The sequence below is a fragment of the Paracoccus wurundjeri genome, from assembly GCF_030678915.1.
Lineage (GTDB): Bacteria > Pseudomonadota > Alphaproteobacteria > Rhodobacterales > Rhodobacteraceae > Paracoccus > Paracoccus onubensis_A.
Map to the genome: position 1 here is coordinate 45,993 of NZ_JAUUTZ010000014.1, position 23,226 is coordinate 69,218.

25 protein-coding genes are annotated in these 23,226 nt (G+C 61.5%); 13 read left to right on the plus strand and 12 right to left on the minus strand.

Going from position 1 to position 23,226, the window contains the following annotated elements; translation table 11 throughout:
- Positions 1-8: 8 nt before the first annotated feature.
- On the minus strand, positions 9-2,810 hold the full coding sequence (locus Q0601_RS14535) for a [protein-PII] uridylyltransferase family protein (RefSeq protein WP_305290577.1): 2,802 nt from the start codon (positions 2,808-2,810) through the stop codon (positions 9-11).
- 200 nt (positions 2,811-3,010) lie between these two features.
- On the opposite strand from Q0601_RS14535, the gene Q0601_RS14540 reads away from it, so the two are divergent.
- From Q0601_RS14540 to ilvN, 3 genes are all read left to right on the plus strand, one after another.
- Positions 3,011-3,850 (plus strand): arginyltransferase, encoded by an 840-nt coding sequence (locus Q0601_RS14540; RefSeq protein ID WP_305290578.1) that lies wholly within the window; start codon positions 3,011-3,013, stop codon positions 3,848-3,850.
- Between the two features lie 160 nt (positions 3,851-4,010).
- Positions 4,011-5,765 carry an acetolactate synthase 3 large subunit gene (locus Q0601_RS14545; protein ID WP_305290579.1) on the plus strand — a complete coding sequence of 585 codons (1,755 nt, stop codon included), beginning with the start codon at positions 4,011-4,013 and terminating at the stop codon, positions 5,763-5,765.
- Positions 5,766-5,829: 64 nt separating this feature from the next.
- Entirely contained in the window at positions 5,830-6,390 is a 561-nt protein-coding gene (ilvN, locus tag Q0601_RS14550) for an acetolactate synthase small subunit (RefSeq protein WP_305290580.1), read from the plus strand.
- A 37-nt stretch (positions 6,391-6,427) separates the two neighbouring features.
- Here ilvN and Q0601_RS14555 read toward each other — a convergent pair whose 3' ends face one another.
- Positions 6,428-6,748, minus strand: a complete 321-nt coding sequence (locus Q0601_RS14555) for a hypothetical protein (protein WP_305290581.1) — start codon at positions 6,746-6,748, stop codon at positions 6,428-6,430.
- 290 nt (positions 6,749-7,038) lie between these two features.
- A complete protein-coding gene (locus tag Q0601_RS14560; RefSeq protein WP_305290582.1) occupies positions 7,039-7,794 on the minus strand; it encodes a M48 family metalloprotease in 756 nt (251 codons plus the stop codon).
- A 138-nt stretch (positions 7,795-7,932) separates the two neighbouring features.
- On the opposite strand from Q0601_RS14560, the gene Q0601_RS14565 reads away from it, so the two are divergent.
- The gene (locus tag Q0601_RS14565; RefSeq protein ID WP_119747743.1) at positions 7,933-8,178 is read left to right on the plus strand and encodes a hypothetical protein; all 246 of its coding nucleotides are present in this window, start codon (positions 7,933-7,935) and stop codon (positions 8,176-8,178) included.
- A 30-nt stretch (positions 8,179-8,208) separates the two neighbouring features.
- Here the strand turns inward: Q0601_RS14565 and Q0601_RS14570 are convergent, their stop codons facing one another.
- On the minus strand, positions 8,209-8,457 hold the full coding sequence (locus Q0601_RS14570; protein WP_305290583.1) for a DUF167 domain-containing protein: 249 nt from the start codon (positions 8,455-8,457) through the stop codon (positions 8,209-8,211).
- 111 nt (positions 8,458-8,568) lie between these two features.
- Between Q0601_RS14570 and Q0601_RS14575 the strand changes: the two genes are divergently transcribed.
- Positions 8,569-9,141, plus strand: coding sequence for a nitroreductase family protein (locus Q0601_RS14575; RefSeq protein WP_305290585.1), 573 nt, complete (start codon positions 8,569-8,571; stop codon positions 9,139-9,141).
- Complete coding sequence (locus Q0601_RS14580; protein ID WP_305290586.1) at positions 9,138-9,854, plus strand: EI24 domain-containing protein; 717 nt, start codon at positions 9,138-9,140, stop codon at positions 9,852-9,854. The genes Q0601_RS14575 and Q0601_RS14580 overlap by 4 nt, the downstream gene beginning before the upstream one ends.
- On the opposite strand, the gene Q0601_RS14585 is transcribed toward Q0601_RS14580, so the two are convergent.
- On the minus strand, positions 9,808-10,080 hold the full coding sequence (locus tag Q0601_RS14585; RefSeq protein ID WP_305290587.1) for a DUF1467 family protein: 273 nt from the start codon (positions 10,078-10,080) through the stop codon (positions 9,808-9,810). The genes Q0601_RS14580 and Q0601_RS14585 overlap by 47 nt on opposite strands.
- Positions 10,080-10,484 carry a methylmalonyl-CoA epimerase gene (mce, locus tag Q0601_RS14590; RefSeq protein WP_305290588.1) on the minus strand — a complete coding sequence of 135 codons (405 nt, stop codon included), beginning with the start codon at positions 10,482-10,484 and terminating at the stop codon, positions 10,080-10,082. The genes Q0601_RS14585 and mce overlap by 1 nt, the downstream gene beginning before the upstream one ends.
- Positions 10,485-10,614: 130 nt before the next feature.
- Here mce and Q0601_RS14595 point away from each other — a divergent pair, with 130 nt between their 5' ends.
- Positions 10,615-11,388 carry a response regulator gene (locus Q0601_RS14595; protein WP_305290589.1) on the plus strand — a complete coding sequence of 258 codons (774 nt, stop codon included), beginning with the start codon at positions 10,615-10,617 and terminating at the stop codon, positions 11,386-11,388.
- 14 nt (positions 11,389-11,402) lie between these two features.
- Here Q0601_RS14595 and aspS read toward each other — a convergent pair whose 3' ends face one another.
- The 4 genes from aspS to Q0601_RS14615 all read right to left on the minus strand — a co-directional run bounded on the left by aspS (position 11,403) and on the right by Q0601_RS14615 (position 16,150).
- Complete coding sequence (aspS, locus tag Q0601_RS14600) at positions 11,403-13,178, minus strand: aspartate--tRNA ligase (RefSeq protein WP_305290590.1); 1,776 nt, start codon at positions 13,176-13,178, stop codon at positions 11,403-11,405.
- Positions 13,179-13,240: 62 nt separating this feature from the next.
- Positions 13,241-13,903: a CPBP family glutamic-type intramembrane protease gene (locus Q0601_RS14605; protein ID WP_305290591.1), complete on the minus strand. Its 663-nt coding sequence runs from the start codon at positions 13,901-13,903 to the stop codon at positions 13,241-13,243.
- Positions 13,876-14,652 (minus strand): glycoside hydrolase family 25 protein, encoded by a 777-nt coding sequence (locus Q0601_RS14610; protein ID WP_305290592.1) that lies wholly within the window; start codon positions 14,650-14,652, stop codon positions 13,876-13,878. Before Q0601_RS14610 ends, Q0601_RS14605 begins: the two co-directional genes overlap by 28 nt.
- 118 nt (positions 14,653-14,770) lie before the next feature.
- The gene (locus Q0601_RS14615) at positions 14,771-16,150 is read right to left on the minus strand and encodes an FAD-binding oxidoreductase (RefSeq protein ID WP_305290593.1); all 1,380 of its coding nucleotides are present in this window, start codon (positions 16,148-16,150) and stop codon (positions 14,771-14,773) included.
- Between the two features lie 237 nt (positions 16,151-16,387).
- Here Q0601_RS14615 and Q0601_RS14620 point away from each other — a divergent pair, with 237 nt between their 5' ends.
- Together Q0601_RS14620 and Q0601_RS14625 are read left to right on the plus strand one after the other, a co-directional pair.
- Complete coding sequence (locus Q0601_RS14620; RefSeq protein ID WP_305290647.1) at positions 16,388-17,185, plus strand: glycosyltransferase; 798 nt, start codon at positions 16,388-16,390, stop codon at positions 17,183-17,185.
- Between the two features lie 11 nt (positions 17,186-17,196).
- Positions 17,197-18,021: an NAD-dependent epimerase/dehydratase family protein gene (locus Q0601_RS14625; RefSeq protein ID WP_305290648.1), complete on the plus strand. Its 825-nt coding sequence runs from the start codon at positions 17,197-17,199 to the stop codon at positions 18,019-18,021.
- A gap of 34 nt (positions 18,022-18,055) precedes the next feature.
- Here the strand turns inward: Q0601_RS14625 and Q0601_RS14630 are convergent, their stop codons facing one another.
- Complete coding sequence (locus Q0601_RS14630) at positions 18,056-19,144, minus strand: DUF2235 domain-containing protein (RefSeq protein ID WP_305290594.1); 1,089 nt, start codon at positions 19,142-19,144, stop codon at positions 18,056-18,058.
- A gap of 34 nt (positions 19,145-19,178) precedes the next feature.
- Positions 19,179-20,333: a type III PLP-dependent enzyme gene (locus Q0601_RS14635; RefSeq protein ID WP_305290595.1), complete on the minus strand. Its 1,155-nt coding sequence runs from the start codon at positions 20,331-20,333 to the stop codon at positions 19,179-19,181.
- A 218-nt stretch (positions 20,334-20,551) separates the two neighbouring features.
- Here Q0601_RS14635 and Q0601_RS14640 point away from each other — a divergent pair, with 218 nt between their 5' ends.
- From Q0601_RS14640 to Q0601_RS14655, 4 genes are read left to right on the plus strand one after another with little or no spacing between them, the layout of a single operon-like run.
- Positions 20,552-20,905 (plus strand): DUF1428 domain-containing protein, encoded by a 354-nt coding sequence (locus Q0601_RS14640; RefSeq protein WP_305290596.1) that lies wholly within the window; start codon positions 20,552-20,554, stop codon positions 20,903-20,905.
- Between the two features lie 4 nt (positions 20,906-20,909).
- Positions 20,910-21,698, plus strand: coding sequence for a VOC family protein (locus Q0601_RS14645; protein WP_305290597.1), 789 nt, complete (start codon positions 20,910-20,912; stop codon positions 21,696-21,698).
- A complete protein-coding gene (locus tag Q0601_RS14650; protein WP_305290598.1) occupies positions 21,695-22,348 on the plus strand; it encodes a glutathione S-transferase family protein in 654 nt (217 codons plus the stop codon). The genes Q0601_RS14645 and Q0601_RS14650 overlap by 4 nt, the downstream gene beginning before the upstream one ends.
- The gene (locus Q0601_RS14655) at positions 22,345-23,199 is read left to right on the plus strand and encodes an alpha/beta fold hydrolase (protein WP_305290599.1); all 855 of its coding nucleotides are present in this window, start codon (positions 22,345-22,347) and stop codon (positions 23,197-23,199) included. Before Q0601_RS14650 ends, Q0601_RS14655 begins: the two co-directional genes overlap by 4 nt.
- Positions 23,200-23,226 lie beyond the last annotated feature (27 nt).

Sequence of the window (23,226 nt, forward strand, 5' to 3'; positions counted from 1 at the left end):
CATGCCGGTTACTTGGCAGATGCGGATTCTGCCGGAAGTTCGGCACCGATCAACGCGGCGGCCCGGGACGTGGCAGAATCCAGCCGTTCACGCAGTTCGCGCGCATCCTTGCAACCGCATTCACGCAACAGGAATTCTTGCCCGCCCGACCCGATTGCATCGAAATCCACCGGCTTTTCCGTCAGCAGCCTTGCGGAAGCATGCAGCCGCCACAAAAACCGATATGCGGATGACAGTTCATCAGCCGTATCCCTCGCGAATATGCCCGCACGCCGCCCCGCCCGAAGCTGAGCGATCGTGCCTCTGGCCGCGTCACCTGCACGCAGGGCGCAGGATTGCGCGATCAGGTCGATATCCTGCAATCGCCCCGGCCCGATCTTGGCCTCCCATTCTCCGTCCGGCGCTTTAGCGGCAAATATCCGGTGTCGCATCGCCGCAAGATCGGGCATGACCCGCGTATCCCCGCCACGCTCAGCCAAGACCTGCAGCCGCAGCGCCTCGACCCGTTCGGCAAGGCCCGAAGCCGCTTCGCCGGTCGTCGCCACCACGCGGGCGCGGGTCAGGGCGAGATGCTCCCATGTCCATGCCTCGGTCATCTGATAATTCTCGAAACTCTGCACTGATGTCGCCACCGGCCCCTGCCGCCCCGAGGGGCGCAGGCGCATATCGACCTCGTATAGACGGCCCTCGGCGGTCGGCGCGGAAATGGCGGTGATCATTGCCTGCGTCAGCCGCGCATAATATGGCCGGGGCGCAAGCGGCTTCGGCCCGTCGGACCCCTCGGCGCCATCGGCATCGTAGATCACGATCAGATCAAGATCCGAATCGGCATTAAGCTGCCGCGCCCCAAGCGAACCCATGCCCAGCACCACCGCCCCCTGTCCCGGCGGCGAGCCGTGGCGTCGCGAGAATTCGGCCGCCGTCATCGGCATCATGGCTGCCAGACAGGCATGGGCCAGATCGGCATATTCCAATCCGGCCTCATCCGCGTCGATCAGCCCGCGCAGGTGATGCACGCCGATCCGGAAATGCCATTCATGCGCCCATCGGCGCGCGGCATCCAATGCCCGCTCATAGCCGCCATCCACCGCGGTCAGTGCCGATTGCATGGCCTGTTCCAGTTCCTCGCGTAGCGCCCGCATTCCGGGCCACGGCGCAAAGAAGCTACCTGCAAGAACCGCATCCAGAACTGCGGGATAACGGGAAAGATGTTTGGCCAGTTCCGGCGCGGTGCCGCAGATATCGACGATCAGATCGATCAATTGCGGATTGGCGTCGAACAGCGAGAAAAGCTGCACCCCGGCGGGCAGCCCGGCCAGAAAATTGTCGAAATGCGCCAGTGCCTCGTCCATATGCCCAAGGCGCGCCATGCGGGACAGCAATTCAGGCTCGACCCTTTGGAAGATCTCGCGGGCGCGGTTCGAGCGCATTGCAGGATAGCTTTGCCAGCGCGCGATGATTCCCTGCGCCTCATCGGACAATTCCGGACGCTCGCGGCGTTCACCGGGGGCAAAGAAGGACTCGGTCAGTTCATGCACCCGTTCGAGCCGCGTTTTCAGTTGGTTGGCCCAGGCACCGGCATCGCTTTCACCCATCATTGCCGCGATGACCGAAAGGCCCTCGGGATCCTTGGGCAGATTATGCGTCTGGGCATCGTTCACCATCTGGATGCGATGCTCGATCTCGCGATGTTCCCGGTAATGCGCAGTCAGTTCCTGCGCGACCTCTTCCGGGATCCAGCCCTTCGAGGCCAGCGCCGCCAGCCCCCCGACAGTATCGCGCTGCCGCAGATCGGGATCGCGCCCGCCGGCGATCAGCTGCCGGGTCTGGGTGAAGAATTCGATCTCGCGGATGCCGCCCTGCCCCAGTTTCATGTTATGGCCGGGCACCTCCAGCCTGCCGCCCAGACCCTTGTGGTCGCGGATCCGCAGGCGCATGTCATGGGCATCCTGAATGGCCGCGAAATCCAGATGCTTGCGCCAGACGAAAGGCCGCAATTCATGCAGGAACCGCTGGCCCGCGGCGATATCGCCCGCTGCCGCGCGGGCCTTGATGAAGGCTGCGCGTTCCCATGTGCGGCCTTCGGCCTCGTAATAGCCAAGCGCGGCGGATGCGGAAATACAGACGGGCGTCACCGACGCATCGGGGCGCAGACGCAGATCGGTGCGAAAGACATAGCCATGCTCGGTCACATCCGACAGGGTCGCGGCCATTTTGCGGGTGGCGCGGATCAATGCGGCGCGGGCCTCGTGCTGATCCCCGGAAGCATAGGCCGAATCGTCGTACAGAACGATCAGATCGATATCCGAGCTGTAATTCAGCTCTTTTGCGCCGCCCTTGCCCATCGCAAGCGCGAATATCCCGCCCGCATCGGCCGTGCTTTCCGGCAGCTTGCCGCGACGGAGTTCCTGAGCGACATGCACCCGCAAGCCCAGATCGACCGCACGATCGGCCAGATCCGACAAAGCGCCGGTCACCTGTTCAAGCGACCAGACGCCACCCAGATCCGCCAGCGCCGTGAACAGCGCGACACGCCGCTTCGCACGGCGCAGTGCGGGACCCAGATCGGCGGCGTCCAGTTCCTCGAAACCTGCCGTTTCCCGCGCCACGACATCGTCCTGCTCCAAGGCCCCGGGCAGCCATTCGGCCTCGCGTTCCAGCAATCCCGCCAGATACGGGCTGGTTCCCGCCACGCCCGCGATCAGTTTTTGCACCGGCGCCGGCAGCGTCGAAAACAGCCCGGAAACCGAATCGGCACGGGTTTGATCTATGGGCAGGGGATAACGGGTGATACGAGTTGCAAAATCCATGGCGTCAGACTATCCGAAGCCCGGCCCCGGTCAACGCGCAAAGATTGCGCCTTGTCATACTTTCGGTGCTTGGCGATCCTCGCATTCGTTGCTAGGCTTCCCGAATAACCAGTACCGACAGATTCACGTCATCGACAGATTCCGGCCCGAACGCGCATGAAACCTACGAAAACACAAATATTGCAGAAGGGGTCGAGCTGATGCGCCATACTCTGCCTCATGCGCCTCAGTTCTATGTCACGGCGCCCCAACCCTGCCCCTATCTTCACGGCCGGGCAGAGCGCAAGCTTTTCACGGCCCTGCAGGGCGAAAATGCGCCGGAACTGAACAACACCCTGTCGCGGCAGGGCTTCCGCCGTTCACAGAATGTGCTTTACCGGCCCAGCTGCGAAAGCTGCGTGGCCTGCATGTCCGCGCGGATCCGGGTGGCGGATTTCACGCCTTCCCGCACCCAAAGGCGGCTTTTGCGACGTGATGGCGGCCTGAGCCGCATCAACATGACGCCCTGGGCAACCGAGGAACAATACGAGCTTTTCCGCAGCTATCTGGACTGTCGTCACGCCGATGGCGGCATGGCAGATATGGATGTGTTCGAATTCGCGGCCATGATCGAGGAAACGCCGGTCCAGACCCGCATCATCGAGTATCGCTGCGACGGGGCGGACCCGGAAAAGCTGGCGAAAGGCGACGATCATCTGGCGGCGGTCTGCCTGACCGATGTGCTGGATGACGGGTTGAGCCTTGTCTACAGCTTCTACGACCCGCAGCTTCAGGCGGCCAGTCTTGGCACCTATATGATCCTTGACCATATCGAGATCGCGCGTGGCGCGGGCCTGCCCTATGTCTATCTGGGCTATTGGGTTCCGGGCAGTCGCAAGATGGATTACAAGGCCCGCTTCTCGGCGCTTGAGATTTACAAGGGCGGGGTCTGGCAAAGGCTGGGCAAGCCGGAAGATCACTCGAACGAAACCCATCCGCTTTCGGTCGATCCCATCGTCGAACAGGTCGCGCGAATCTCCTTGCCCCAGTTCGGACGATGATCGCAAAACCGGTTCGCGAAAGAAAATTTCAATTTTAGCGCCATTGGCGTCATTTTATCCGCCATACCCCATTGACCCTTCCGTGACCTCCCCATAGTTTGCGCCGACACGGCGACGGGCGGAACCGGCGCTGCAAGTTAGGTCAGATGGAGTAGAGAAGATGTCCCGAACAATGACGGGTGCAAGAATGGTTGTCGAAGCGCTGCGCGATCAGGGCGTCGATACCGTATTCGGCTATCCGGGCGGGGCGGTGCTACCGATTTATGACGAGCTTTTCCAGCAGAACGACATTACCCATGTCCTGGTGCGCCATGAACAGGGCGCGGTGCATATGGCCGAGGGCTATGCCCGCTCGACCGGCAAGCCCGGGGTCGTTCTGGTGACTTCGGGGCCGGGCGCGACCAATGCGGTCACCGGTCTGACCGATGCGTTGATGGATTCGATCCCCATCATCGTCCTGTCCGGGCAGGTTCCCACCTTCCTGATCGGCACCGATGGTTTCCAGGAGGCGGATACCGTCGGCATCACCCGCCCCTGCACCAAGCATAACTGGCTGGTCAGGGATACGGCAAAACTGTCCGAAACCATTCACAAGGCGTTCCACGTCGCCACCTCGGGCCGTCCGGGTCCGGTGCTGGTCGATATCCCCAAAGATGTCCAGTTCGCCGAGGATGAGTATCGCGGCCTCAAGCAGATCGAGCCGGCGCGCTACCAACCCGCGCGCAAGGGCGATGTGACGGCGATCACCCAGCTTGCCGAACTGATCGAAAAGGCCGAACGTCCGATTCTTTATACCGGCGGCGGCGTGATCAATTCGGGGCCGGGCGCCAGCCAGCTTCTGCGCGAACTCGCAGATGCGACGAATATTCCCGTCACCTCGACCCTGATGGGGCTGGGCGCTTATCCTGCCTCGGGGCGGAACTGGATCGGGATGCTGGGGATGCATGGCCTGTACGAAGCCAATCTTGCCATGCATGACTGCGATCTGATGATCAATATCGGTGCCCGTTTCGACGACCGCATCACCGGGCGCGTCGCCGATTTCAGCCCCGGTTCGATCAAGGCGCATATCGATATCGACCCATCAAGCATCAACAAGGTTATCCATGTGGATATCGCCATCACCGGGGATGTCGGACATGTGCTGGAGGATCTGCTGAAGATCTGGAAATCGCGCGGCCGCAAGACCAATTCCGCCGCCATCGGCAAGTGGTGGGAAAAGATCGAGGGCTGGAAAAGCAAGAACTGCCTTGCCTACAAGAACAGCGACACGATCATCAAACCGCAATATGCCCTCCAACGCCTGCAGGCTCTGACCGCGGACCGGGATCGTTACGTCACGACCGAGGTCGGCCAGCATCAGATGTGGGCGGCGCAATTCCTGCATTTCAATGAACCGAACCGCTGGATGACTTCGGGCGGGCTGGGCACGATGGGCTACGGGCTGCCTGCCTCGGTCGGCGTGCAGATGGCGCATCGCGACTCGCTGGTGATCAATGTCGCGGGCGAGGCAAGCTGGCTGATGAACATGCAGGAGATGGGCACCGCCGTTCAGTTCCGCCTGCCGGTCAAGCAGTTCATCCTGAACAATGAACGGCTGGGCATGGTGCGGCAATGGCAGCAATTGCTGCATGGCGAGCGCTACAGCCAGAGCTGGTCGGACAGCCTGCCCGATTTCGTCAAGCTGGCCGAGGCGTTCGGCTGCAAGGGCGCGCAGGTTCAGGATCCGAAGGATCTGGACGATGCGATCCGGCAGATGATCGAATATGACGGGCCGTTCATCCTCGACGTTCTGGTCGAGAAGCATGAGAATTGCTTCCCGATGATTCCGTCGGGCAAACCGCATAACGAGATGCTGCTTGGCGATGCCTCGACCGAAGGGGCGATACAGGGCGCCGGGGCGGCTTTGGTCTGACAGGCCGCGCGGGGGCCAGCCCCCACGCCCCCGAGGTATTTGAGCAAAGAAGAAAGGGCTGAACATGAATGCGTTGAACATACAGCAGGGCGCGTCGAGCCATTCGGCCTATGATCTGCGGGATCCGAATTCGCAGGTCGAGGAACGGCATACGCTGGCGGTTCTGGTCGAAAATGAGCCGGGCGTACTGGCCCGCGTGATCGGGCTGTTTTCGGGGCGCGGTTACAATATTGACAGCCTGACGGTAGCCGAGGTCGATCATACCGGCCATCAGTCGCGGATCACCATGGTGACAAGCGGCACCCCGGCCGTGATCGAGCAGATCAAGGCGCAGCTTGGCCGGATCGTGCCGGTGCATGAGGTACATGACCTGACCGTCGAGGGCGCCTCGGTCGAGCGCGAACTGGGATTGTTCAAGGTCTGTGGTCAGGGTGACAAGCGGGTCGAAGCGCTACGGATTGCCGAGATTTTCCGCGCGAATGTCGTCGACTCGACATTGGAAAGTTTCGTGTTCGAGCTTGTCGGCACACCCTCCAAGCTGGACGCGTTCGCCGATCTGATGCGCCCGCTGGGGCTGAAGGAACTGGCACGGACCGGCGTTGCCGCAATAGCGCGTGGCGTCTGAACCATCGAACTACCGTAACGGGTGGCTCCGCGCGATCTTAACCGCAGCGCTGCTTGCATGGCGGACAGGTGTAATCGCATACCGGAAAGCTAAGGCTGGTGCAGCTTGGATCGACCGGGCAGCGTATTTCCTGCGGGACCTTCGCTTTTTGCCCCTGTGGCAGGCGTGAAACCCGTCGTGCATGGCGCCGGTTTCCGGAAATTTCATTGTCAAGTTCGACCAGATCACCCGGGCCGGGCCACCAGGACGCGTCGCGCAAATGCCTGCGCCCGTTCAGATAAATCATCGATGCCTGATCTTCGCACCAGATTACGGCGGTTTCGCTTTCTTCCTTGCCCCAAAGGACGACGCCAATCATGGATCTTCTTTCCCATGCGTTGTTTCACCGGTTTCGCGCAACAAATCTGCCGCACCGCGCCAAAGCCTGTCCCATGATCCACGCGTATCGGACCCGTCAGGACAGGATGCACGCAGGACTATACATCTTTAAGGCGAGTTTCGTTACAAAAAATCTCTTAAATTTTTAGTAATCCCTGACGGGTGGTCATTGGATCACGCAAATCCACATGAACCCGCCATGCAAAGGCTGCGGCGATTCATCGATCGCCGGCCTTTTCCCGAATATCGGTGTTTTTCCGAATTCAGACGCTAACGCACGCGACCGCTGCGGACATCCTCGATCGCGCGTTCGACCTGGGCAAGGCGGGCGGCGCGTGGCGGATGGCTGCCAAGCACGTGATTACCGGGATCGGGCAAGCGCTCGAAGAACCGCGCGCCGACCCTTGGATCATAACCGGCGTTCTGGGTGATGATCGCGCCCAGATAATCGGCCTGCAATTCCCAGTCTTTCGAGTAATAGCGCGACCCGACCGAGGCCCCGATCTGCTGTGCGGTCGTGATGATGGAATCGTCGCCGCCATAAACCGAGGCAAGACTGCCCAGAATGACCGCCCCGGCGGTTGCGGCGCCGGCCTTGCGGTCAAGGTGATTCAGGATGTGGTGGCTGGCTTCGTGGCCGACGACGAAGGCGATCTCGTCGGCATTATGCGTTGCGGCGATCAGGGAAAGCGTGAAACCGATGACCGGGCGGCCGGTATCGTCAAGGGTCTGGAACGCGTTCGGTTCAAGATTCGGGCGGTCATCGACGACGAACTGAAAATCACAATTGATCGGCTGGGTGCGGCGCTGGTGGCATTCCCGCTCGACCGCGGGTTCCATGCGGCGCATGACGCTGACAAAGGTCCGGGCAGCGGATTCCGGCGTTCTGACCTGCGCGATTGTCTGTGTCTGCTGCGATTGAGGCGCGGGTTGCGGCTGGGTTGGAACGGGTTCGCAAGCCGTCAGAGCGGTAAACGCCGCCAAAGCCAATGCAACAATACCGAACTTGCCCGAACCTGCACGCATTCCGTTTCCGTCCCACAACCGCAAGGGTTTTCATCTTGATCGTTTCTCACATTATCCCGGCTTTGGGCCGGTGCAACCCCCGGCCCCTTGTCCGCCGGCAGATTTCACGCGACTGTGGCGTAAATCATGGAGGTCCGAATGTTCACCATCGAACATGAATTCGACGCCACGGTCATCACGCTGATAGACGAAACCGGGCCGAATACCCGCCCGCTGAATGAGGATGTGGTGATCCAGACCTTTGACGACAGGGTTATCGTCGAACAGATGGACCCGGATGGCACTCAGGTCGCGCGGGTCATCTTTACGTTGCATCAGCTTGCCGAGCTGCGCCTTGCCCTGAACCTGCCCGAGGGGAATTACAGAATCGAGAAAGAAGATTAGCCGGTAAGCGACAGGGCTCGGCAGTCGATGCTAATCAAGCCGGAACAGCTTGTCTCGCGAACTCGCGCCGCGCAGTAATGTCAGGCGTGATTTCGCGACGCCCATGGATTTGGCAAGTAATTTCGCGACGGCGACATTCGCCTTGCCATCTTCAGGTGGCGCGGTCACATAAACGCGGATCACGCCAGCCTCGACGCTGATCGCATTGCGTCGCGCCCGCGGCGTGACGCGCAGGCGTAGCTCGGCCCCGTCGCGGGCAAGATGGCTGAGATCGGTCATGACGTCAGAATGCCGCGCCGATCATCCGCCCGCAATCCCCCGGGATATGCAAGCGCACTGGAAAAGCGCCGGATATCGCCTTATCTGTTCACCCGCCACAGGAGGAACTGCATGGAATATCGCAACGACGCGGCACTGGAATTTCTGGCCACCCGCCGCTCGCACCCGCCGAAACTGTTGCAAGGCCCCGCGCCGGACCGGGACGAGTTGCAGGAACTGCTGACACTGGCGGCCCGCGCGCCCGATCATGGCAAGCTGGAACCCTGGCGCTTCGTGATTCTTGGCCGCGGGATCCTCGATCGCTTGCAGCCGATCCTGAGGCAAGAGGTTCTTGCAGACGGGCAGGACGAGGCGGCGGCAGACAAGGCTGCCTCGGCATTCGCCTCGCCGGTGATCGTCGCGGTGATCTCATCGCCGGTCGACAGCGCCAAGATCCCGCAATGGGAGCAGGTCCTGTCTGCGGGGGCGGTCTGTCTGGGACTGGTGAACGCGGCGCTTGCCTCGGGTTGGGGGGCCGCATGGCTGACCGGTTTCGCGGCAATCAATCAGGATTTCGCACGCAGCCATCTGGGGCTGAAGGAGGGCGAGAAAATCGCCGGGTTGGTACATATCGGCACGCGCGGCAATCCCCCGCCCGAGCGTCCCCGCCCCGATATCGCCGCCAAGACAAGCTGGCTGGAATGATCGTCACCCGCGCCCTGTTCCGCGCCTGGGGCGACCTGTTGCGGCCACAGATCCTGTCGCTGGTGCTGATGGGGATCGCATTGACGATCCTGTTGTTCATCTTGCTGCAAGCCGGGACGTTCTGGCTGATCCGGCTGTTCACGCCCGGCAGTTTCAGCCTGCCATGGATCGGCGTTGTCGATGTCGGCAGTGCATTGTCCTGGAGTTCCCTGGCGCTGTTTCCGCTGATGGGCTTCTTCCTGATGGCACCGGTGGCCGCCGGGTTCTGCGGCATCTTCGCCGAGCGGGTGTCGGAAGCGGTCGAGCAGATCCATTACCCGTCCGAAACCGGCCAGTCGCTGGATTTCATGGACGGGCTGCTTGAATCGCTTGCCCTGATGGCGGCGGTTATCGGCGTGGCGATCCTGTCGCTGCTTCTGACGCCGTTTCTGGGGCCGCTTGCGCCGATCCTGTTTTACGGCGCGAATGGCTGGCTGCTTGGGCGGGAATTCTTCCAGATGGCGGCGCGAAGGCATCTGCGGGCAGCGCAGGCCACCAGCCTGCGCAAAAGCAACGGGGTAACGATCACGATCGCGGGCGCCATGATTGCCGTGTTGCTGACGGTGCCATTGCTGAATATCGCCGCGCCGTTACTTGCATCGGCGGCCTTCACGCATCTGTTCCACCTTATCCGCGGAAAAGCCGGTCGAAATTCGCCAGTTCCTCGCGGCTGACGATTCCGCTCAGGATCACCCATGCGATCAGGGCCCAGATCAGGGTCGTGATCACCGTGGTCAGGATCACGATCCGCCTGACCTTCAGATCGGCAGGCGCGCCCGCCGGAGTGCCCGGCACCACCTCGCCGGCATCGGCCTGTGACTTCTGGCCGATCATGGCCACGATGAACAATGTCAGAAACCACAGCACTGCATAAAGAACGATTCCACCCGTCAGATTCATCAGCTCTGCTCCAACTCGATCAGGCAGCCGTTGAAATCCTTGGGATGCAGGAACAGCACAGGCTTGCCATGCGCGCCGATCTTCGGCTCGCCATTGCCCAGAACCCGCGCGCCTTCGGCCTTCAGCCTGTCGCGTGCGGCAAGAATATCCGCTACCTCATAGCACATGTGATGGATGCCGCCTGCCGGGTTCTTTTCAAGAAATCCCCTGATCGGGCTGTCCTGACCAAGCGGATACAGCAATTCGATCTTGGTGTTGGGCAATTCGATAAACACCACGGTCACACCGTGATCCGGCTCGTCCTGAGCGGGGCCCACGGTCGCGCCAAGGGTGTTCCGGTACTGCTCGGCCGCCGCCTGAAGATCAGGAACGGCAATGGCGACGTGATTCAGACGTCCGATCATGGCAACCTCCGTTTCCCGACGCTTCTAGTGCCTGTTCGGCCCGAACGAAAGCAAAACCCTGCGTGATTAACCCAGCTTTAGGGATACGCCGGCAAGATGACCGGGTAACCAGGATTCGGGAGATTGAACCATGCGGTCGGAATTTGCGGAGAAGCCGGCGACATTCGTGCCATTTCATATCGCGACACGATCAGGAGGCCCGCTTGCCGGGCTGACCGTTCTTGTGGTCGAAGCTTCAAAGTTTTCCAGTGAAACCTTGCGATTGTTATGCTTGTCTTCGGGCGCACGCGTTCGGCAGGCAAATGGCGTTACCGCGGCCATGCGTCACCTGCGGGCCTATCGTCCCGACATCGTTATAACGGAAATGTGTCTGCCCGACGGGGAAGGCGCGTCGCTGATAACAAATCTCGACAAAATGAACCCTCGTCTTTCGATGATTCTCGGCATGTCGGCACAGGCAGACGATCGAGCAAAGGCGATCCAGGCGGGTGCCGATGGGTTCATCTTGAAACCGTTTGAAAGCGTTGCGATCTTTCAGCATGCGATCAAATCGGCTTTGCCGCCGGAATTGCAGCAATGGAAACCGGCACGCGTTTCGGATGAGCAGATCGCCGCGGATGGCCTGATGCTGATGCAGGACATGGCGCATGGTCTGGCTTTGCTGGCCAATGCCTGCGAACCTCGGGCGATCGGTTATGCCGCGACCTTTATCACCGGTGTCGCCGCCGTGGCCGACGATACAGAATTGCACGACAGCGCCACAGCGTTAATGGTGAAAATCAGATCCGGTAAACATGATCTGAATGATATCGCGCCTGTTCAGGCAATGCTGCAACAACGGCTGGATGCAGGAAGCGCAACAATTCCGCCCCAGCAACTGGCATTGGGCGGGCAGTTGCATTAACCGCCCCGCCCGCGTCACTCTTTCGGCAGAACGCGCAGCCGCAATTCACGCAACTGCTCGTTCGTCGGCTCGGAGGGGGCGCCCATCATCAAATCCTCGGCCCGCTGGTTCATCGGGAACATGATCACCTCGCGGATATTCTGCTCATCCGCCAGCAGCATTACGATCCGGTCGATCCCGGCAGCACAGCCGCCATGCGGAGGCGCGCCATAACGGAACGCCTTGACCATGCCGCCGAAACGTTTCTCGACCTCGGCGGCCGGATAGCCCGCCAGTTCGAACGCCTTGAACATGATTTCCGGCTTGTGGTTGCGGATCGCGCCGGAAATCAGCTCGTAACCATTGCAGGCAAGGTCGTATTGATAGCCCTTCACGGCCAGCGGATCGCCGTTCAACGCCTCGATCCCGCCTTGCGGCATCGAGAAGGGATTATGGCTGAAATCGATCCTGCCCTCGTCATCCTTCTCATACATCGGGAAATCGACGATCCAGGCGAATTTGAACTGTTTCTCGTCGGTCAGCCCCAGTTCGCGCCCGATCTCGTTTCTTGCGCGGCCTGCGACAGCTTCGAAGCTTTCCGGCTTGCCGCCAAGGAAAAAGGCCGCGTCGCCTTCACCCAACCCAAGCTGCCGACGGATCGCCTCGGTGCGTTCAGGGCCGATATTCTTGGCGATCGGGCCTGCCGCCTCGGTCTGCCCGTCCTCACCCTTGCGCCAGAAGATATAGCCCATGCCGGGCAGTCCCTGCTGCTGCGCGAACGCATTCATCCGGTCGGCGAATTTGCGGCTGCCGCCGGTCGGGGCGGGAATGGCGCGGATCTCTGTCCCTTCCTGCTCAAGCAGTTTGGCGAAGATCGCAAAGCCCGAGCCACGAAAATGCTCGCTGACCACCTGCATCTCGATCGGGTTGCGCAGATCGGGCTTGTCGCTGCCATATTTCAGCATCGCCTCGGCAAAGGGGATACGCGGCCAGTCGGTATCGACGCGGCGGCCACCGCCGAATTCCTCGAACAGGCCCTGAATAACGGGCTGGATCGCAGCAAAGACATCCTCTTGCTCGACAAAGGACATTTCAAGGTCGAGCTGATAGAAATCGGTGGGACTGCGGTCGGCGCGGGGATCCTCATCGCGGAAGCATGGGGCGATCTGGAAATAGCGGTCAAAGCCCGCCACCATGATCAGCTGTTTGAACTGCTGCGGCGCCTGCGGCAGCGCATAGAACTTGCCCGGATGCAACCGGGACGGCACCAGAAAGTCGCGCGCGCCCTCGGGGCTGGATGCGGTGATGATCGGGGTCTGGAACTCGGTAAAGTCCTGATCCCACATGCGGTTGCGCAGGCTGCGAACCACATGGCTGCGCAGCATGATGTTGTTATGCAGGCTTTCGCGGCGCAGGTCGAGGAAGCGGTAAGCCAGCCGGGTTTCCTCGGGGTAATCCTGATCGCCGAAGACCGGCAGGGGCAGTTCGTCGGCGGGGCCGAGAACCTCCAGCCCGGTGGCGTAGACCTCGATCTCGCCGGTCGGCAGTTTGGGATTGATCAGCGAAGGATCGCGCGGCTTGACCCGGCCGTCGATACGGATCACGGTTTCCGCCCTGAGCTTTTCCATCTCGGCAAAGGCGGCGCTGTCGCTGTCGGCCAGCACCTGCGTCATGCCGTAATGATCGCGCAGATCGACGAACAGCACGCCTCCGTGATCGCGCACCCGATGAACCCAGCCCGACAGGCGGACGGTCTCTCCGGCATTGGCGGCAGTCAGTTCGGCGCAGGTATGGCTGCGATAGGCGTGCATGATCGATCCTCGGGTTTCTTCAGCACCCGCATGAACCTTTTGACGGGACGGAAGTCAACAGGTCAGAAGGGCCGGACCACGTTCCCGGACCAGAAATAATAGCCCATCCCGACGGCAAACAGCATATTTCCTGCGAAAGCGTGCAAAAGCCATGCCGAAGGAAAGCCACGCTCCAGATATCCGCGGGCGAAGATCACGCCGCCGACAAAGGTCATTATGGCCACGATCCATGACCAGTACATCAGATGGGCAAAGGAAAACACCGCCGCATTGATGGCGATCCGGGCATTTCCCGGCGGCAGCAACGACCCGTAGCGGTAAAAGAACAACACCCGGAAGATCAGCTCCTGCGGCAACGCCGACAGCAACGGATAAAGCGCCCAGATCAGTGCAAGAAAACGTAACCGGGCGGGACTAAGCGGAATCACGTAATCCGGTTGAGTTAACACCATGATCGCCCAGCCCAGAAAGCCCACCCCGATAGTGAAGGCTAACAGGAACGCCCAATGCACCCTGCTCCACCCGCGGATAAGCGAACGCCACTCGAACCCCCCGGTCCGCCAAAGCAGCATCAGCCCCGCCAGCGTAAAAACGAACAGTGCGGAAAACATCATCCCCGGCGGCAGGAATAGCGCAATAGCCAGCGGCGCCCCGAAATAGAGCGCCGCGAACTCGATCGCCAGCCATCTGCGCGGTCTTACCGCGTCAGGCGTGTCTGCAACCATCTGGACCAATCCGCACGAGAGCCAGCAAAGGCGTTAAGATCCACATTTCCACTGATGCCCGGAACGATTCCCGTGCCGGTATATTGCCAGAATGCCCAGCGTTCTCCGGGATAAACGCGCCGCGGGTGGCCAGCCACCGAGCGCAGCCAGAACTCGGCCCGCAGATCGCCAAGATCATTGTCATGATAGAAATCCACAGTCGTATAGACGACCGGACGCTGTCCGTAATGGCGGCCGACGATATCAAGGAAGACATTCGCCTCGCGTTTGACGACCGCTGGCGAAGGACGGCCCGGACAGGTTTTGGAATGCGTCCATTCGATATCCAGCACCGGCGGCAGCGAGCCGCGTTCGCGTGGCACATTCCGGATGAACCATGCCGCCTGTTCCGCACCCGAACGGCAGAAATAATAGTAATGATAGGCGCCGCGCGGAATCCGGGCCCCTGCGGCCTCGCGCCAGTACCGGTTGAAGTTCGGATCAAGATGGTCGCCGCCTTCGGTCGATTTGATATAGGCGAAGCTGATCCCCGAGCCCCGGACCCGGCCCCAGTCGATATCGCCCTGCCAACGCGAAATATCGATGCCATGCACCTGATGACCATATGGATGCGCGCCTCCCCAGTCATGCGGCGCCGAATCGCCAAGCTGCGGATAGGCGCCCGGCCCCGGTGCCCCGATATCCCGGCCCGGTCCGCCGCCGCACGCAACCGCAACGACCAGCACCAAGCCAAGAAGGAGCTTGTTCATTAATCCCATGACTGCCCTCGAATACTGCCTGTGTTATTGTTTAGTTCTGACGACTGCTTTCCCTTCTTATCGCAAACTCGTGCAGTAAAGTCACTGTATCGTGACAGTCACGATCACGTCAGGCACGATCAGGAACCAGCTTGCCCGGATTAAGGATATTGCCGGGATCCAGCACCTGTTTGATAACCCCCATGACCTGCCAGCCCTCACCATGTTCGGCTGCCATCAGCGAGCGCTTCCCGATCCCGATCCCATGCTCGCCCGTGATCGTGCCGCCAACCTCAAGCGCACGCTCGGCCATGCGGGTCGCGATGTGTTTGGCGGCAGCAATTTCGGCCTCATTTCCCGGCTCGACCAGAATCTGCGAATGAAAATTTCCGTCTCCGACATGCCCGACGATCGGGCCGATCAGCCCCGCCTCGCGGATATCCGCAGCGGCAGCGGCGACGGCAGCGGGCAGATGCGACATCGGCACGCAGACATCGGTGACGACACCGGTCGAGCCGGGACGCAAGGTCAGGCAGGCGTGATAGGCACCGTGCCGCATCCGCCACAGCCGGTTGCGATCTTCGGGCGTGGTGGCCCAGTCGAAGCCCTTCGCACCGCAGTCGCGGGCAATATCGCCGAATCGCCCGGTATCCTCGCGCACCGTGCCGGGAGAGCCGTGAAACTCTACCATCAGATGCGGTGTGCCGGGCAGATCGAGGCCGGAATACTGCCTGAAGGCACGCGCCGCGACCTCATCGACGAATTCGATCCGGGCCATGGGAATACCGGATTGAATCGTCGCGGTGACGCATTCCACGGCCTGTTCAAGCGTGTCGAATGCGCAAATCGCCGCCGCGACCTCTTCGGGTTGACCATGCAGGCGCAGGGTCAGCTCGGTGATGATCCCCAAAGTGCCCTCGGATCCCACGAACAGGCCGGTCAGGTCATAACCGGAACTGGATTTCGCCGCCCTTGTGCCGGTGCGGATGATCCGCCCATCGGCCAGCACGACCTCAAGCGCCAGCACATTATCGCGCATGGTTCCGTATCGCACCGCCGTCGTCCCGCTGCACCGCGTCGCCGCCATGCCGCCAAGGCTGGCATTCGCGCCGGGATCGACCGGAAAGAACAGCCCGGTTGCCCGCAACTCGGTATTCAACGCCTCGCGGGTCATGCCCGGCTGAACACTTGCCTGCATATCCTCGGCCCGGACCTCGATCAGCTTGTCCATCCGGGACAGATCGACCGTCACGCCGCCCTGGGTGGCCAGGGCGTGCCCTTCCAGTGACGTGCCCGTCCCCCATGGAATCACCGGCACACCCGCATTCCCGCAGGCCCTGACGATCGCCGCGACCTCCTCGGCTGTTTCGGGCCAGACCACCGCATCGGGTGGTGGTGCACGGTGGAAACTCTCGGAAGCGGCATGGTGATCGCGATCGGCCGCAGCCCGCGACAGGCGCGAACCCAGCAGCGTTTCAAGGTTCGACAAGAGTTCCGTCGGCAATGTCATCGGCAATCCTCCGCTTGCTGGCAGCAGACTAGCCTTGCATTGAAACTTGGCAAACCCCCATTCGTTCTGTCATCTATCAGTCACGGAATTGCCATAGCTTGGCGCCCGCGACCGCAAACGCAACCGCAGGATAACGTCCAGATGGATTCGCCACGTATGACTTCTCGCCAACCGTCCTTCCTGCGGGAAGCCGCCAGACCCCTGCCCAGGGGGCTTGCGGCGGAAGCGCCGCCGCGCATGGATCACGCCTATGTCACGCTGGTCAGCAATCCCGACTATCTGCCGGGCGCCGAGGCGCTGCTGCGATCCCTGCGGCTGACCGGGACGCGCGCCGATCTGGTCGTGATGCATCGCGGATTGACGCCGGCGCATCTGGCCCGGCTCAGGGCGCTTGGCGCGCGGCTGATCGCAGCCGATCTGTTGCCGACCTCGGCCGGTTTTGACACCACGCATGCCCGCGACGCCCTTCATAAACGGGCGGCCTTCACCCGCGGAGGCAAGCCCGACTTCCACACGCCTCTGGACAATTTCGTCAAGCTGCGCCTGTGGCAGCTTGATTACGAGCGTTGCGTGTTCATCGATGCGGATGCCGTGGTGCTGCGCCCGGTGGACAAGCTGTTCGAACTGCCGGAATTCTGTGCCGCGCCGAATGTCTATGACGGGCTGGACGGGTTTCACCGGATGAATTCGGGCGTCTTCACAGCCTGTCCCGATCCCCGGACCTTCCGCGACATGCTGGCGCGACTGGATCGCCCCGGCGTGTTCTGGCGCCGCACCGACCAGACCTTTCTTCAGGATTATTTCCCCGACTGGCACGGGCTGTCGGTGCATCACAACATGCTGCAATATGTCTGGTTCAAGATGCCTGAACTGTGGAGCTGGGATGACATCCGGATCCTGCATTTCCAATATGAAAAGCCGTGGCAGGATCACGACAAGACCCATCTCCTCCGCCCGCTGATCGAGCTTTGGCGCGCCATCGCCGCCGGCCAGCCTGTGCCGGACCTTGCCGCGCAGGCGCGCCCCGCCGCCTGATAAGGCAAATGATGAAGATCGCCATCACCGGAACAAGCGGGATCGTCGGAGGCTTCGCCCTGCGCGTGGCGACCGCTGCCGGCCATCAGGTCACGGCGCTGGACCGTCGCAGCGGCTACACGCTGGGGGATGCGCCCGATCTGTCAGGACATGACGCATTGATCCATTGCGCCTTCGCCCACGCGCCCGGCCTCTATCGGGGCGGCGAGGGAGACGACGCGCAGGGCTTTCGCAGAGCCAATCTGGACGGCACGATCCGTCTGTTCGAGGCCGCAGCGGATAGCGGCGTGGGGCGTATCCTGTTCCTGTCCTCGCGCGCGGTTCATGACGGCCATGCGCCCGGTATCAACCTGACCGACGACCTGCCCGCCTGCCCCGCCAATCTCTACGGAGAGGTCAAGGCGCGGGCCGAGGATCATCTGCGCGGCATGCGTCTTTACGGAAGCTCGATCCGCGCAACCGGGATCTACGGTCCCGGTCCGGCGCATAAATGGCGCGGCCTGTTTGCGGATTATCTGGCGGGACGGGAAATCGCCGCCCGTGCCGGAACCGAATTGCATGGCGACGATCTGGCGCGGGCCATGCTGCTGCTGCTGGAGCAGAACAATCCGCCGCCCGTCGTCAATGCCGGCGACCTGATCCTTGACCGGCGCGCCCTGCTGGCGGAAGTCCGGCATCTGACCGGCTGTACGCATCCCCTGCCCCCGGTGGCAGATATCTCTGCCCTTCGGGTCCTGCATTGCGCGCGGCTGGCAGGGCTGGGCTGGCAGCCCGGAGGTTTCGGGCTTCTTCGCGCCAGCCTGCCCGCGATGCTGGAATCCCGCGCCGATATGTGACCGCTGATCCTGCACAGCCGAGAATTGCGGGCCTTCACACCTTCCCCGGTTTGGCCGTGAATGCAGGGTCCAAATCGTCCTCCTGCCCGCGAAGGCCGCCTTCCCCCGGCACCGCGGCGATTTCCGCGAGATGGCCGATCAGCCGCGCCGGGCCGGGATAGGGGCGCGGCACCGTGGAATGCAGCATTTCCGTTTGTTGCTGCCCGGCAACCCGGCGGGCGCGCGCCAGAAACGCCTTGCCCCAGTTCCGCCACGATCCGACAGAGGGCGCGGTCACGTCGCAGGGGAAATGCCGCTTCCAGCCCTTGGGCAGCGGAAGCCCCGCGAATTCCGCGCGTTCCAGCATCCAGACAAGCGGGATATTCGCCAGCGGACGAGCGAATTCCAATCCGTTCAACTGACCGCCGATATCGGCATGCGCGCCCTTGAACCACATCTGTTCGATAAGTTCAGACTGGCTGCTATCGTCCCACAGGATCGGCGCGAAAGCGGCGCGGGTTTCATTCAGGGCCAGTGCCTGAAACCCATATTGGACATCGGGCCCCAGATGGGTGTCATGAAAGCGGAATCGCGGCTCGGTCAGCATCCATAACAGCGGCAGCCGGATGCCCAGCGCCATCACCGTGTCAAAGCATCCGACCATGCGGATCGGGACGTTGTCATGGGCGCGGCGGCGGCGAAACCGCCCCACCATCGGGTCCGCCCCCCCTTGGCTGTAATAGCGCCATGCAAGCCGGACATTTCGGTCGGTGACCCTGTCCTGCCGCAAAAGCCCGACGCGGCTGATCATTCCGGCAAGGCTGCGGATGGCAAATGCGCCGCGGGAATAGCCGAACAGGAAAATCCGGTCGCCGGGCCGGTAATTTCTGGCCAGCCATGTATAGGCGTGAACGATCCGCATCGTCAGCCCCTGCCCCATGATCAGGTCGGGAATGGTGCGCCAACTGTTCCATTGCTGGCCCCGCATGTAGTAAAGGCGCAGCTGCACACCGTCCAGCGGACCATGATCCCCCCTTAGCAAACCATGGATTTTCCCAACCGAACTGCGCCTTTCATCCTCAAGCGAGGCGAAAGTGCCGTCGATCAATACCACCAATATCCGATTATCGCGTTGCAAGGTCATGGCCGGATGCTAGCACCGAGTCGTGATGAATTCGTTACTCCAATGCCATCACGGTTGCGTGCAGCAACTCGCCGAAGCCGTTGAATCTTGTATTCGTGACCGTGGAATAGGCACCTGCCCCGTGGAAGATCACGTAATCTCCTTCGGCAATCGTCTCGGGCAGGCCCAGTTCGCCGGGCAGCCGATCGACCGAATCGCATGTCGGACCGAAAATGATCCGTCCGCTGCGCTCATCCTCGCGCGGTTCTCCGGCGGGGGTCAGGACCTGAACCCGGTCGATATTGCCGACGACGGGCAGTTCGGCAAGCCCGCCATAAACCCCGTCATTCAGAAAGACAGAACTGCCGTCGCGCACCGCCTTCACACGGGTAATCAACGAAAACGCATCCGCGCAAAGCCCGCGTCCCGGTTCACAAACCAGTTCCGGCTTGTCATCGCCAAACACGGTTCTTGCGGTTTCTCCGATCCGGTCGAAGATCGCTTCCAGTTCCGGCTCTACCCCGACAACGCGGTAAGAAGGGAATCCGCCACCCACATTCAGCCGTCGTATCTTCACCCCGGCCTGATCGCAGATATCGCGGGCCACCGAGATATAGCTTTCCCATGCCGCCGGATCCACGCATTGCGTGCCGGGGTGAAAGGTCAGCGAGGGAATATATCCGCGCGCGGCAACGGCTTTCAGCATCTCGGCCGCCGCCTCTGGCGCGGCGCCGAATTTCGAACCGAAATCATAGATCGCGCCAAGCACCGGCAATTTGAAGCGCGGAGAAATCTCGACCCCCTTGCCATCGATTTCGACAGGAACCTGTGCGAACAGCTTGGCAAGTTCAGAGTCGCTGTCCACCGACCAGGCACGGACACCGGCACGCACGGCCTGGGTGATCTCGAAACTTGCCCGCACCGGGTTGTGGTAATGACGCGCGGCGCCTGGCGCCAGCCGCCCGATCAGGTCGATCTCTGCCGGCGAGGCAACGTCGAATCCCCTGATCCCCGCGCTCAGCAGGTTCTGGACGACGACCTCTTCGGGATTCGACTTGACCGCATAGGTCACCAGCCCGGGAAACCCGTCCATGAACCGCCTTGCACGTTCCTGAAGGACGGTAGGAGCAAAGACCATAACCGGATTTTCCGGCTGAAGGTTACGGATCACATCGGCCGGGTTGTCCCAGACGGTCTTGTTATGTCCCATGGATATACTTTCACGCATGTCTGGAAGGTTAACGGATCTTGCAGGAAGACTGAACCCAGCCATAGGTTTTTTGGCGATTGTCAGGCAAGTGTGATTTTTGTCCTGTAGGCGGGAACAAAGCGGAAAGACGCCAATTCACCGGTCTTTTGATATTGATGGTTGACAAGCATACCGACTGGTCGGTACTTTTATCGGCAGACAAATAACAGGAGGATAACATGACCTATTATTCCGGCTTCGTTCTTGCCGTACCCACCGCCAACAAGCAGAAATTCATCGATCACGCCCGCGAATCATGGCCCGTCTTCAAGAAGCGCGGCGCGCTCCGGATGATCGAGAACTGGGGCGAGGATGTTCCGCGCGGCAAGCAAACCGATTTCTACCGGGCGACGAACTGCAAGGATGACGAAACGCCCCTGTTCTCGTGGATCGAATGGCCGGATCGTGAAACCGCCGACAAGGCATTCGCCGCCATGGCGGAAGATTTCGATCCGGATGAAATGCCCGAGATGCCTTTCGACGGGGCGCGGATGTTCTGGGGTGGCTTCACCCCGGTCGTTGACGAAAGCTAGGCGGATGGCGGATTCTCATGGACTGCCCTGCTGGTACGAGCTTGGCACCAGCAAGGGCAATCTCGGTTCCGCCGGGGCGTTTTACGCCGCGATCCTGGGCTGGGATGTGCAGGATTCGGGGATGGAAGGGTTTATTTACCATCTCGCGGCATCAGATGGCGACATGGTTGCCGGATTGATGGAAATGCCTGACGACGTGGCGCATGTGCCTCCGTTCTGGATGCTGTATTTCTCGGTCGGGGATGCGGATAAGACGGCAGCGGATATCGAAGCGGCGGGCGGCGAGATACACCGCCAGCCGCAGGATATTCCCGGCACCGGCCGCTTCGCCATTGCCGCCGATCCACAGGGCGCGGCTTTCGGCATCCTGCAACCCCTGCCGATGGAAGGGGACACGGGCGGCAATGCTTTCGATCAGTCGAAAGCCGGGCATGGCAACTGGCATGAATTGATGAGCAGCGATCCCGATGCCGGGTTCGGTTTCTACTCCGGTCTGTTCGGCTGGCAGAAATCCACGCCCTTGGATATGGGCGAGATGGGCACCTATCAGCTTTTCTCGCATGACGGCACGGATATCGGCGGTATGATGGGGCTGGGCAACGCGCCGGTTTCCTGTTGGCTGCCCTATTTCGGCACGAAAGGCGTGGTCACCGCGATGGAACGCATCCGCAAACACGGAGGAGAGGTGATCCACGGCCCGCAGGAAGTGCCGGGCGGCGCATTCATCGCGATCGCCCGCGATCCGCAGGGCGCGCATTTCGCAGTCGTCGGTCCAAAGGATATGAACGAATGAGCACGAAAATCACCATCACCACCTATGACTGGGTGCCGGAATTCGCACATGGCTATGTGCGCGACATCCGGGTTCGCTGGCTATGCGAAGAGATCGGGCGGGATTACGATATCGAAACGGTCCCCGTACGCGAGAAATCGCCCGAGCATTATTCACGGCAGCCCTTCGGTCAGGTGCCGATCCTGACGGATGGCGAATTGTCGCTGTTCGAAAGCGGCGCGATCCTTCTGTATCTGGCCGAGGGATCGCCGCTGCTGCCGGAAGGCCATAATCGCGCCATTGCGACCCAATGGCTGATCGCCTCGCTGAACAGCGTCGAGCCCTATGCGATGAAATGGGCCGAGGCCAAGTTCTTCACCAAGGACGAGGCTCTGGCGGCGCGATGCGAGAAGCCTCTGCGTGAAAGGCTGAAGCAGGTTCAGAACGGGCTGGGCGATCGCGAATGGCTTGCCGGCGACAGTTTCTCGGTCGCCGATCTGATGATGTCGGATGTCCTGCGCGCCCCGGCCAATAACGGCCTGCTGGACGATCTGCCCGGACTCGCCTCCTACCTTGAGCGCTCGACCTCGCGCCCCGCCTTCGGCCGCGCGATGGCGGACCATATGGCCCATTGGCGCGCTGCCGATGAAAGGCTGGCCGCATCCGAATGAGACGAAGACTGGCCCTGGCCGCCGTCTTTCTGGCGGCCATGCCGCTTTGCGCGGGCGCCGAAACGGTTTCGGTCGACGGGCATGACATCTGGTATCACGTTTACGGCAAACCGGCGGCGGACAGATCGCCCATCCTGCTGCTTCATGGCGGAATGATGAATACCGAACTGACATGGTCCGGGCTGATCCCGGATCTGGCGCAGGACCGCATGGTCATCGGCATCGATCAGCAGGGCCATGGCCATAGCGCGGACCGCAACGGGCCGATCACGCTGGACAGCATGCGCGCCGATACCCTGGGCGTGCTTGATGCGTTAGGGCTGAGCAAGGTCCATGTCGTCGGCTTTTCGCTGGGCGGGATGCTGGGCTTCGAACTGGCGGCCGAAAATCCGGGCAGGATCGCCTCGCTGACGGTGATATCGGCCCCGCAGGGCAATGACGGCTTCCTGCCCGAACTGGTCGAGTTGAACCGCAATCCCACGCAAACTCCATCGCCTGAACTGGTCGAACGCCTGCCCTCGCCCAAAGATATTCTGGGGATACGCAGCAGCTTCCAGACGCAGAACCCGAAGGGAACCGGCGCGATTGTGCCGCTGATGAAGAAACTGCGCGCCCTGCTTGCATCGGACTGGGGCCAGAGCGACAAGGACATCGCGGCAATCCCCGCGCCGGTGTTGATCGTCATCGGCGACCGGGATTTCGTCCTGCCCGCCCATGCGCTGCATCTGCGCGACCTCATCGCGGATTCGTGGCTTGCCATCCTGCCCGATACGACTCATATGGAGGCTCCGCAGCATCCGGCCCTTCCGGAGATGCTGCGGAACCGATTCCAGACGACTGAAAACCCGTGAATGGGTGGCTCTGCGGATTGCGGCAAA

Excerpts from the sequence above, each read along its gene's own strand:
- Q0601_RS14535 (WP_305290577.1), bottom strand. The coding sequence starts at position 2,810 with ATGGATTTTGCAACTCGTATCACCCGTTATCCCCTGCCCATAGATCAA.
- Q0601_RS14540 (WP_305290578.1), top strand. The coding sequence starts at position 3,011 with ATGCGCCATACTCTGCCTCATGCGCCTCAGTTCTATGTCACGGCGCCC.
- Q0601_RS14545 (WP_305290579.1), top strand. The coding sequence starts at position 4,011 with ATGTCCCGAACAATGACGGGTGCAAGAATGGTTGTCGAAGCGCTGCGC.
- ilvN (WP_305290580.1), top strand. The coding sequence starts at position 5,830 with ATGAATGCGTTGAACATACAGCAGGGCGCGTCGAGCCATTCGGCCTAT.
- Q0601_RS14555 (WP_305290581.1), bottom strand. The coding sequence starts at position 6,748 with ATGATTGGCGTCGTCCTTTGGGGCAAGGAAGAAAGCGAAACCGCCGTA.
- Q0601_RS14560 (WP_305290582.1), bottom strand. The coding sequence starts at position 7,794 with ATGCGTGCAGGTTCGGGCAAGTTCGGTATTGTTGCATTGGCTTTGGCG.
- Q0601_RS14565 (WP_119747743.1), top strand. The coding sequence starts at position 7,933 with ATGTTCACCATCGAACATGAATTCGACGCCACGGTCATCACGCTGATA.
- Q0601_RS14570 (WP_305290583.1), bottom strand. The coding sequence starts at position 8,457 with ATGACCGATCTCAGCCATCTTGCCCGCGACGGGGCCGAGCTACGCCTG.
- Q0601_RS14575 (WP_305290585.1), top strand. The coding sequence starts at position 8,569 with ATGGAATATCGCAACGACGCGGCACTGGAATTTCTGGCCACCCGCCGC.
- Q0601_RS14580 (WP_305290586.1), top strand. The coding sequence starts at position 9,138 with ATGATCGTCACCCGCGCCCTGTTCCGCGCCTGGGGCGACCTGTTGCGG.
- Q0601_RS14585 (WP_305290587.1), bottom strand. The coding sequence starts at position 10,080 with ATGAATCTGACGGGTGGAATCGTTCTTTATGCAGTGCTGTGGTTTCTG.
- mce (WP_305290588.1), bottom strand. The coding sequence starts at position 10,484 with ATGATCGGACGTCTGAATCACGTCGCCATTGCCGTTCCTGATCTTCAG.
- Q0601_RS14595 (WP_305290589.1), top strand. The coding sequence starts at position 10,615 with ATGCGGTCGGAATTTGCGGAGAAGCCGGCGACATTCGTGCCATTTCAT.
- aspS (WP_305290590.1), bottom strand. The coding sequence starts at position 13,178 with ATGCACGCCTATCGCAGCCATACCTGCGCCGAACTGACTGCCGCCAAT.
- Q0601_RS14605 (WP_305290591.1), bottom strand. The coding sequence starts at position 13,903 with ATGGTTGCAGACACGCCTGACGCGGTAAGACCGCGCAGATGGCTGGCG.
- Q0601_RS14610 (WP_305290592.1), bottom strand. The coding sequence starts at position 14,652 with ATGAACAAGCTCCTTCTTGGCTTGGTGCTGGTCGTTGCGGTTGCGTGC.
- Q0601_RS14615 (WP_305290593.1), bottom strand. The coding sequence starts at position 16,150 with ATGACATTGCCGACGGAACTCTTGTCGAACCTTGAAACGCTGCTGGGT.
- Q0601_RS14620 (WP_305290647.1), top strand. The coding sequence starts at position 16,388 with ATGGATCACGCCTATGTCACGCTGGTCAGCAATCCCGACTATCTGCCG.
- Q0601_RS14625 (WP_305290648.1), top strand. The coding sequence starts at position 17,197 with ATGAAGATCGCCATCACCGGAACAAGCGGGATCGTCGGAGGCTTCGCC.
- Q0601_RS14630 (WP_305290594.1), bottom strand. The coding sequence starts at position 19,144 with ATGACCTTGCAACGCGATAATCGGATATTGGTGGTATTGATCGACGGC.
- Q0601_RS14635 (WP_305290595.1), bottom strand. The coding sequence starts at position 20,333 with ATGGGACATAACAAGACCGTCTGGGACAACCCGGCCGATGTGATCCGT.
- Q0601_RS14640 (WP_305290596.1), top strand. The coding sequence starts at position 20,552 with ATGACCTATTATTCCGGCTTCGTTCTTGCCGTACCCACCGCCAACAAG.
- Q0601_RS14645 (WP_305290597.1), top strand. The coding sequence starts at position 20,910 with ATGGCGGATTCTCATGGACTGCCCTGCTGGTACGAGCTTGGCACCAGC.
- Q0601_RS14650 (WP_305290598.1), top strand. The coding sequence starts at position 21,695 with ATGAGCACGAAAATCACCATCACCACCTATGACTGGGTGCCGGAATTC.
- Q0601_RS14655 (WP_305290599.1), top strand. The coding sequence starts at position 22,345 with ATGAGACGAAGACTGGCCCTGGCCGCCGTCTTTCTGGCGGCCATGCCG.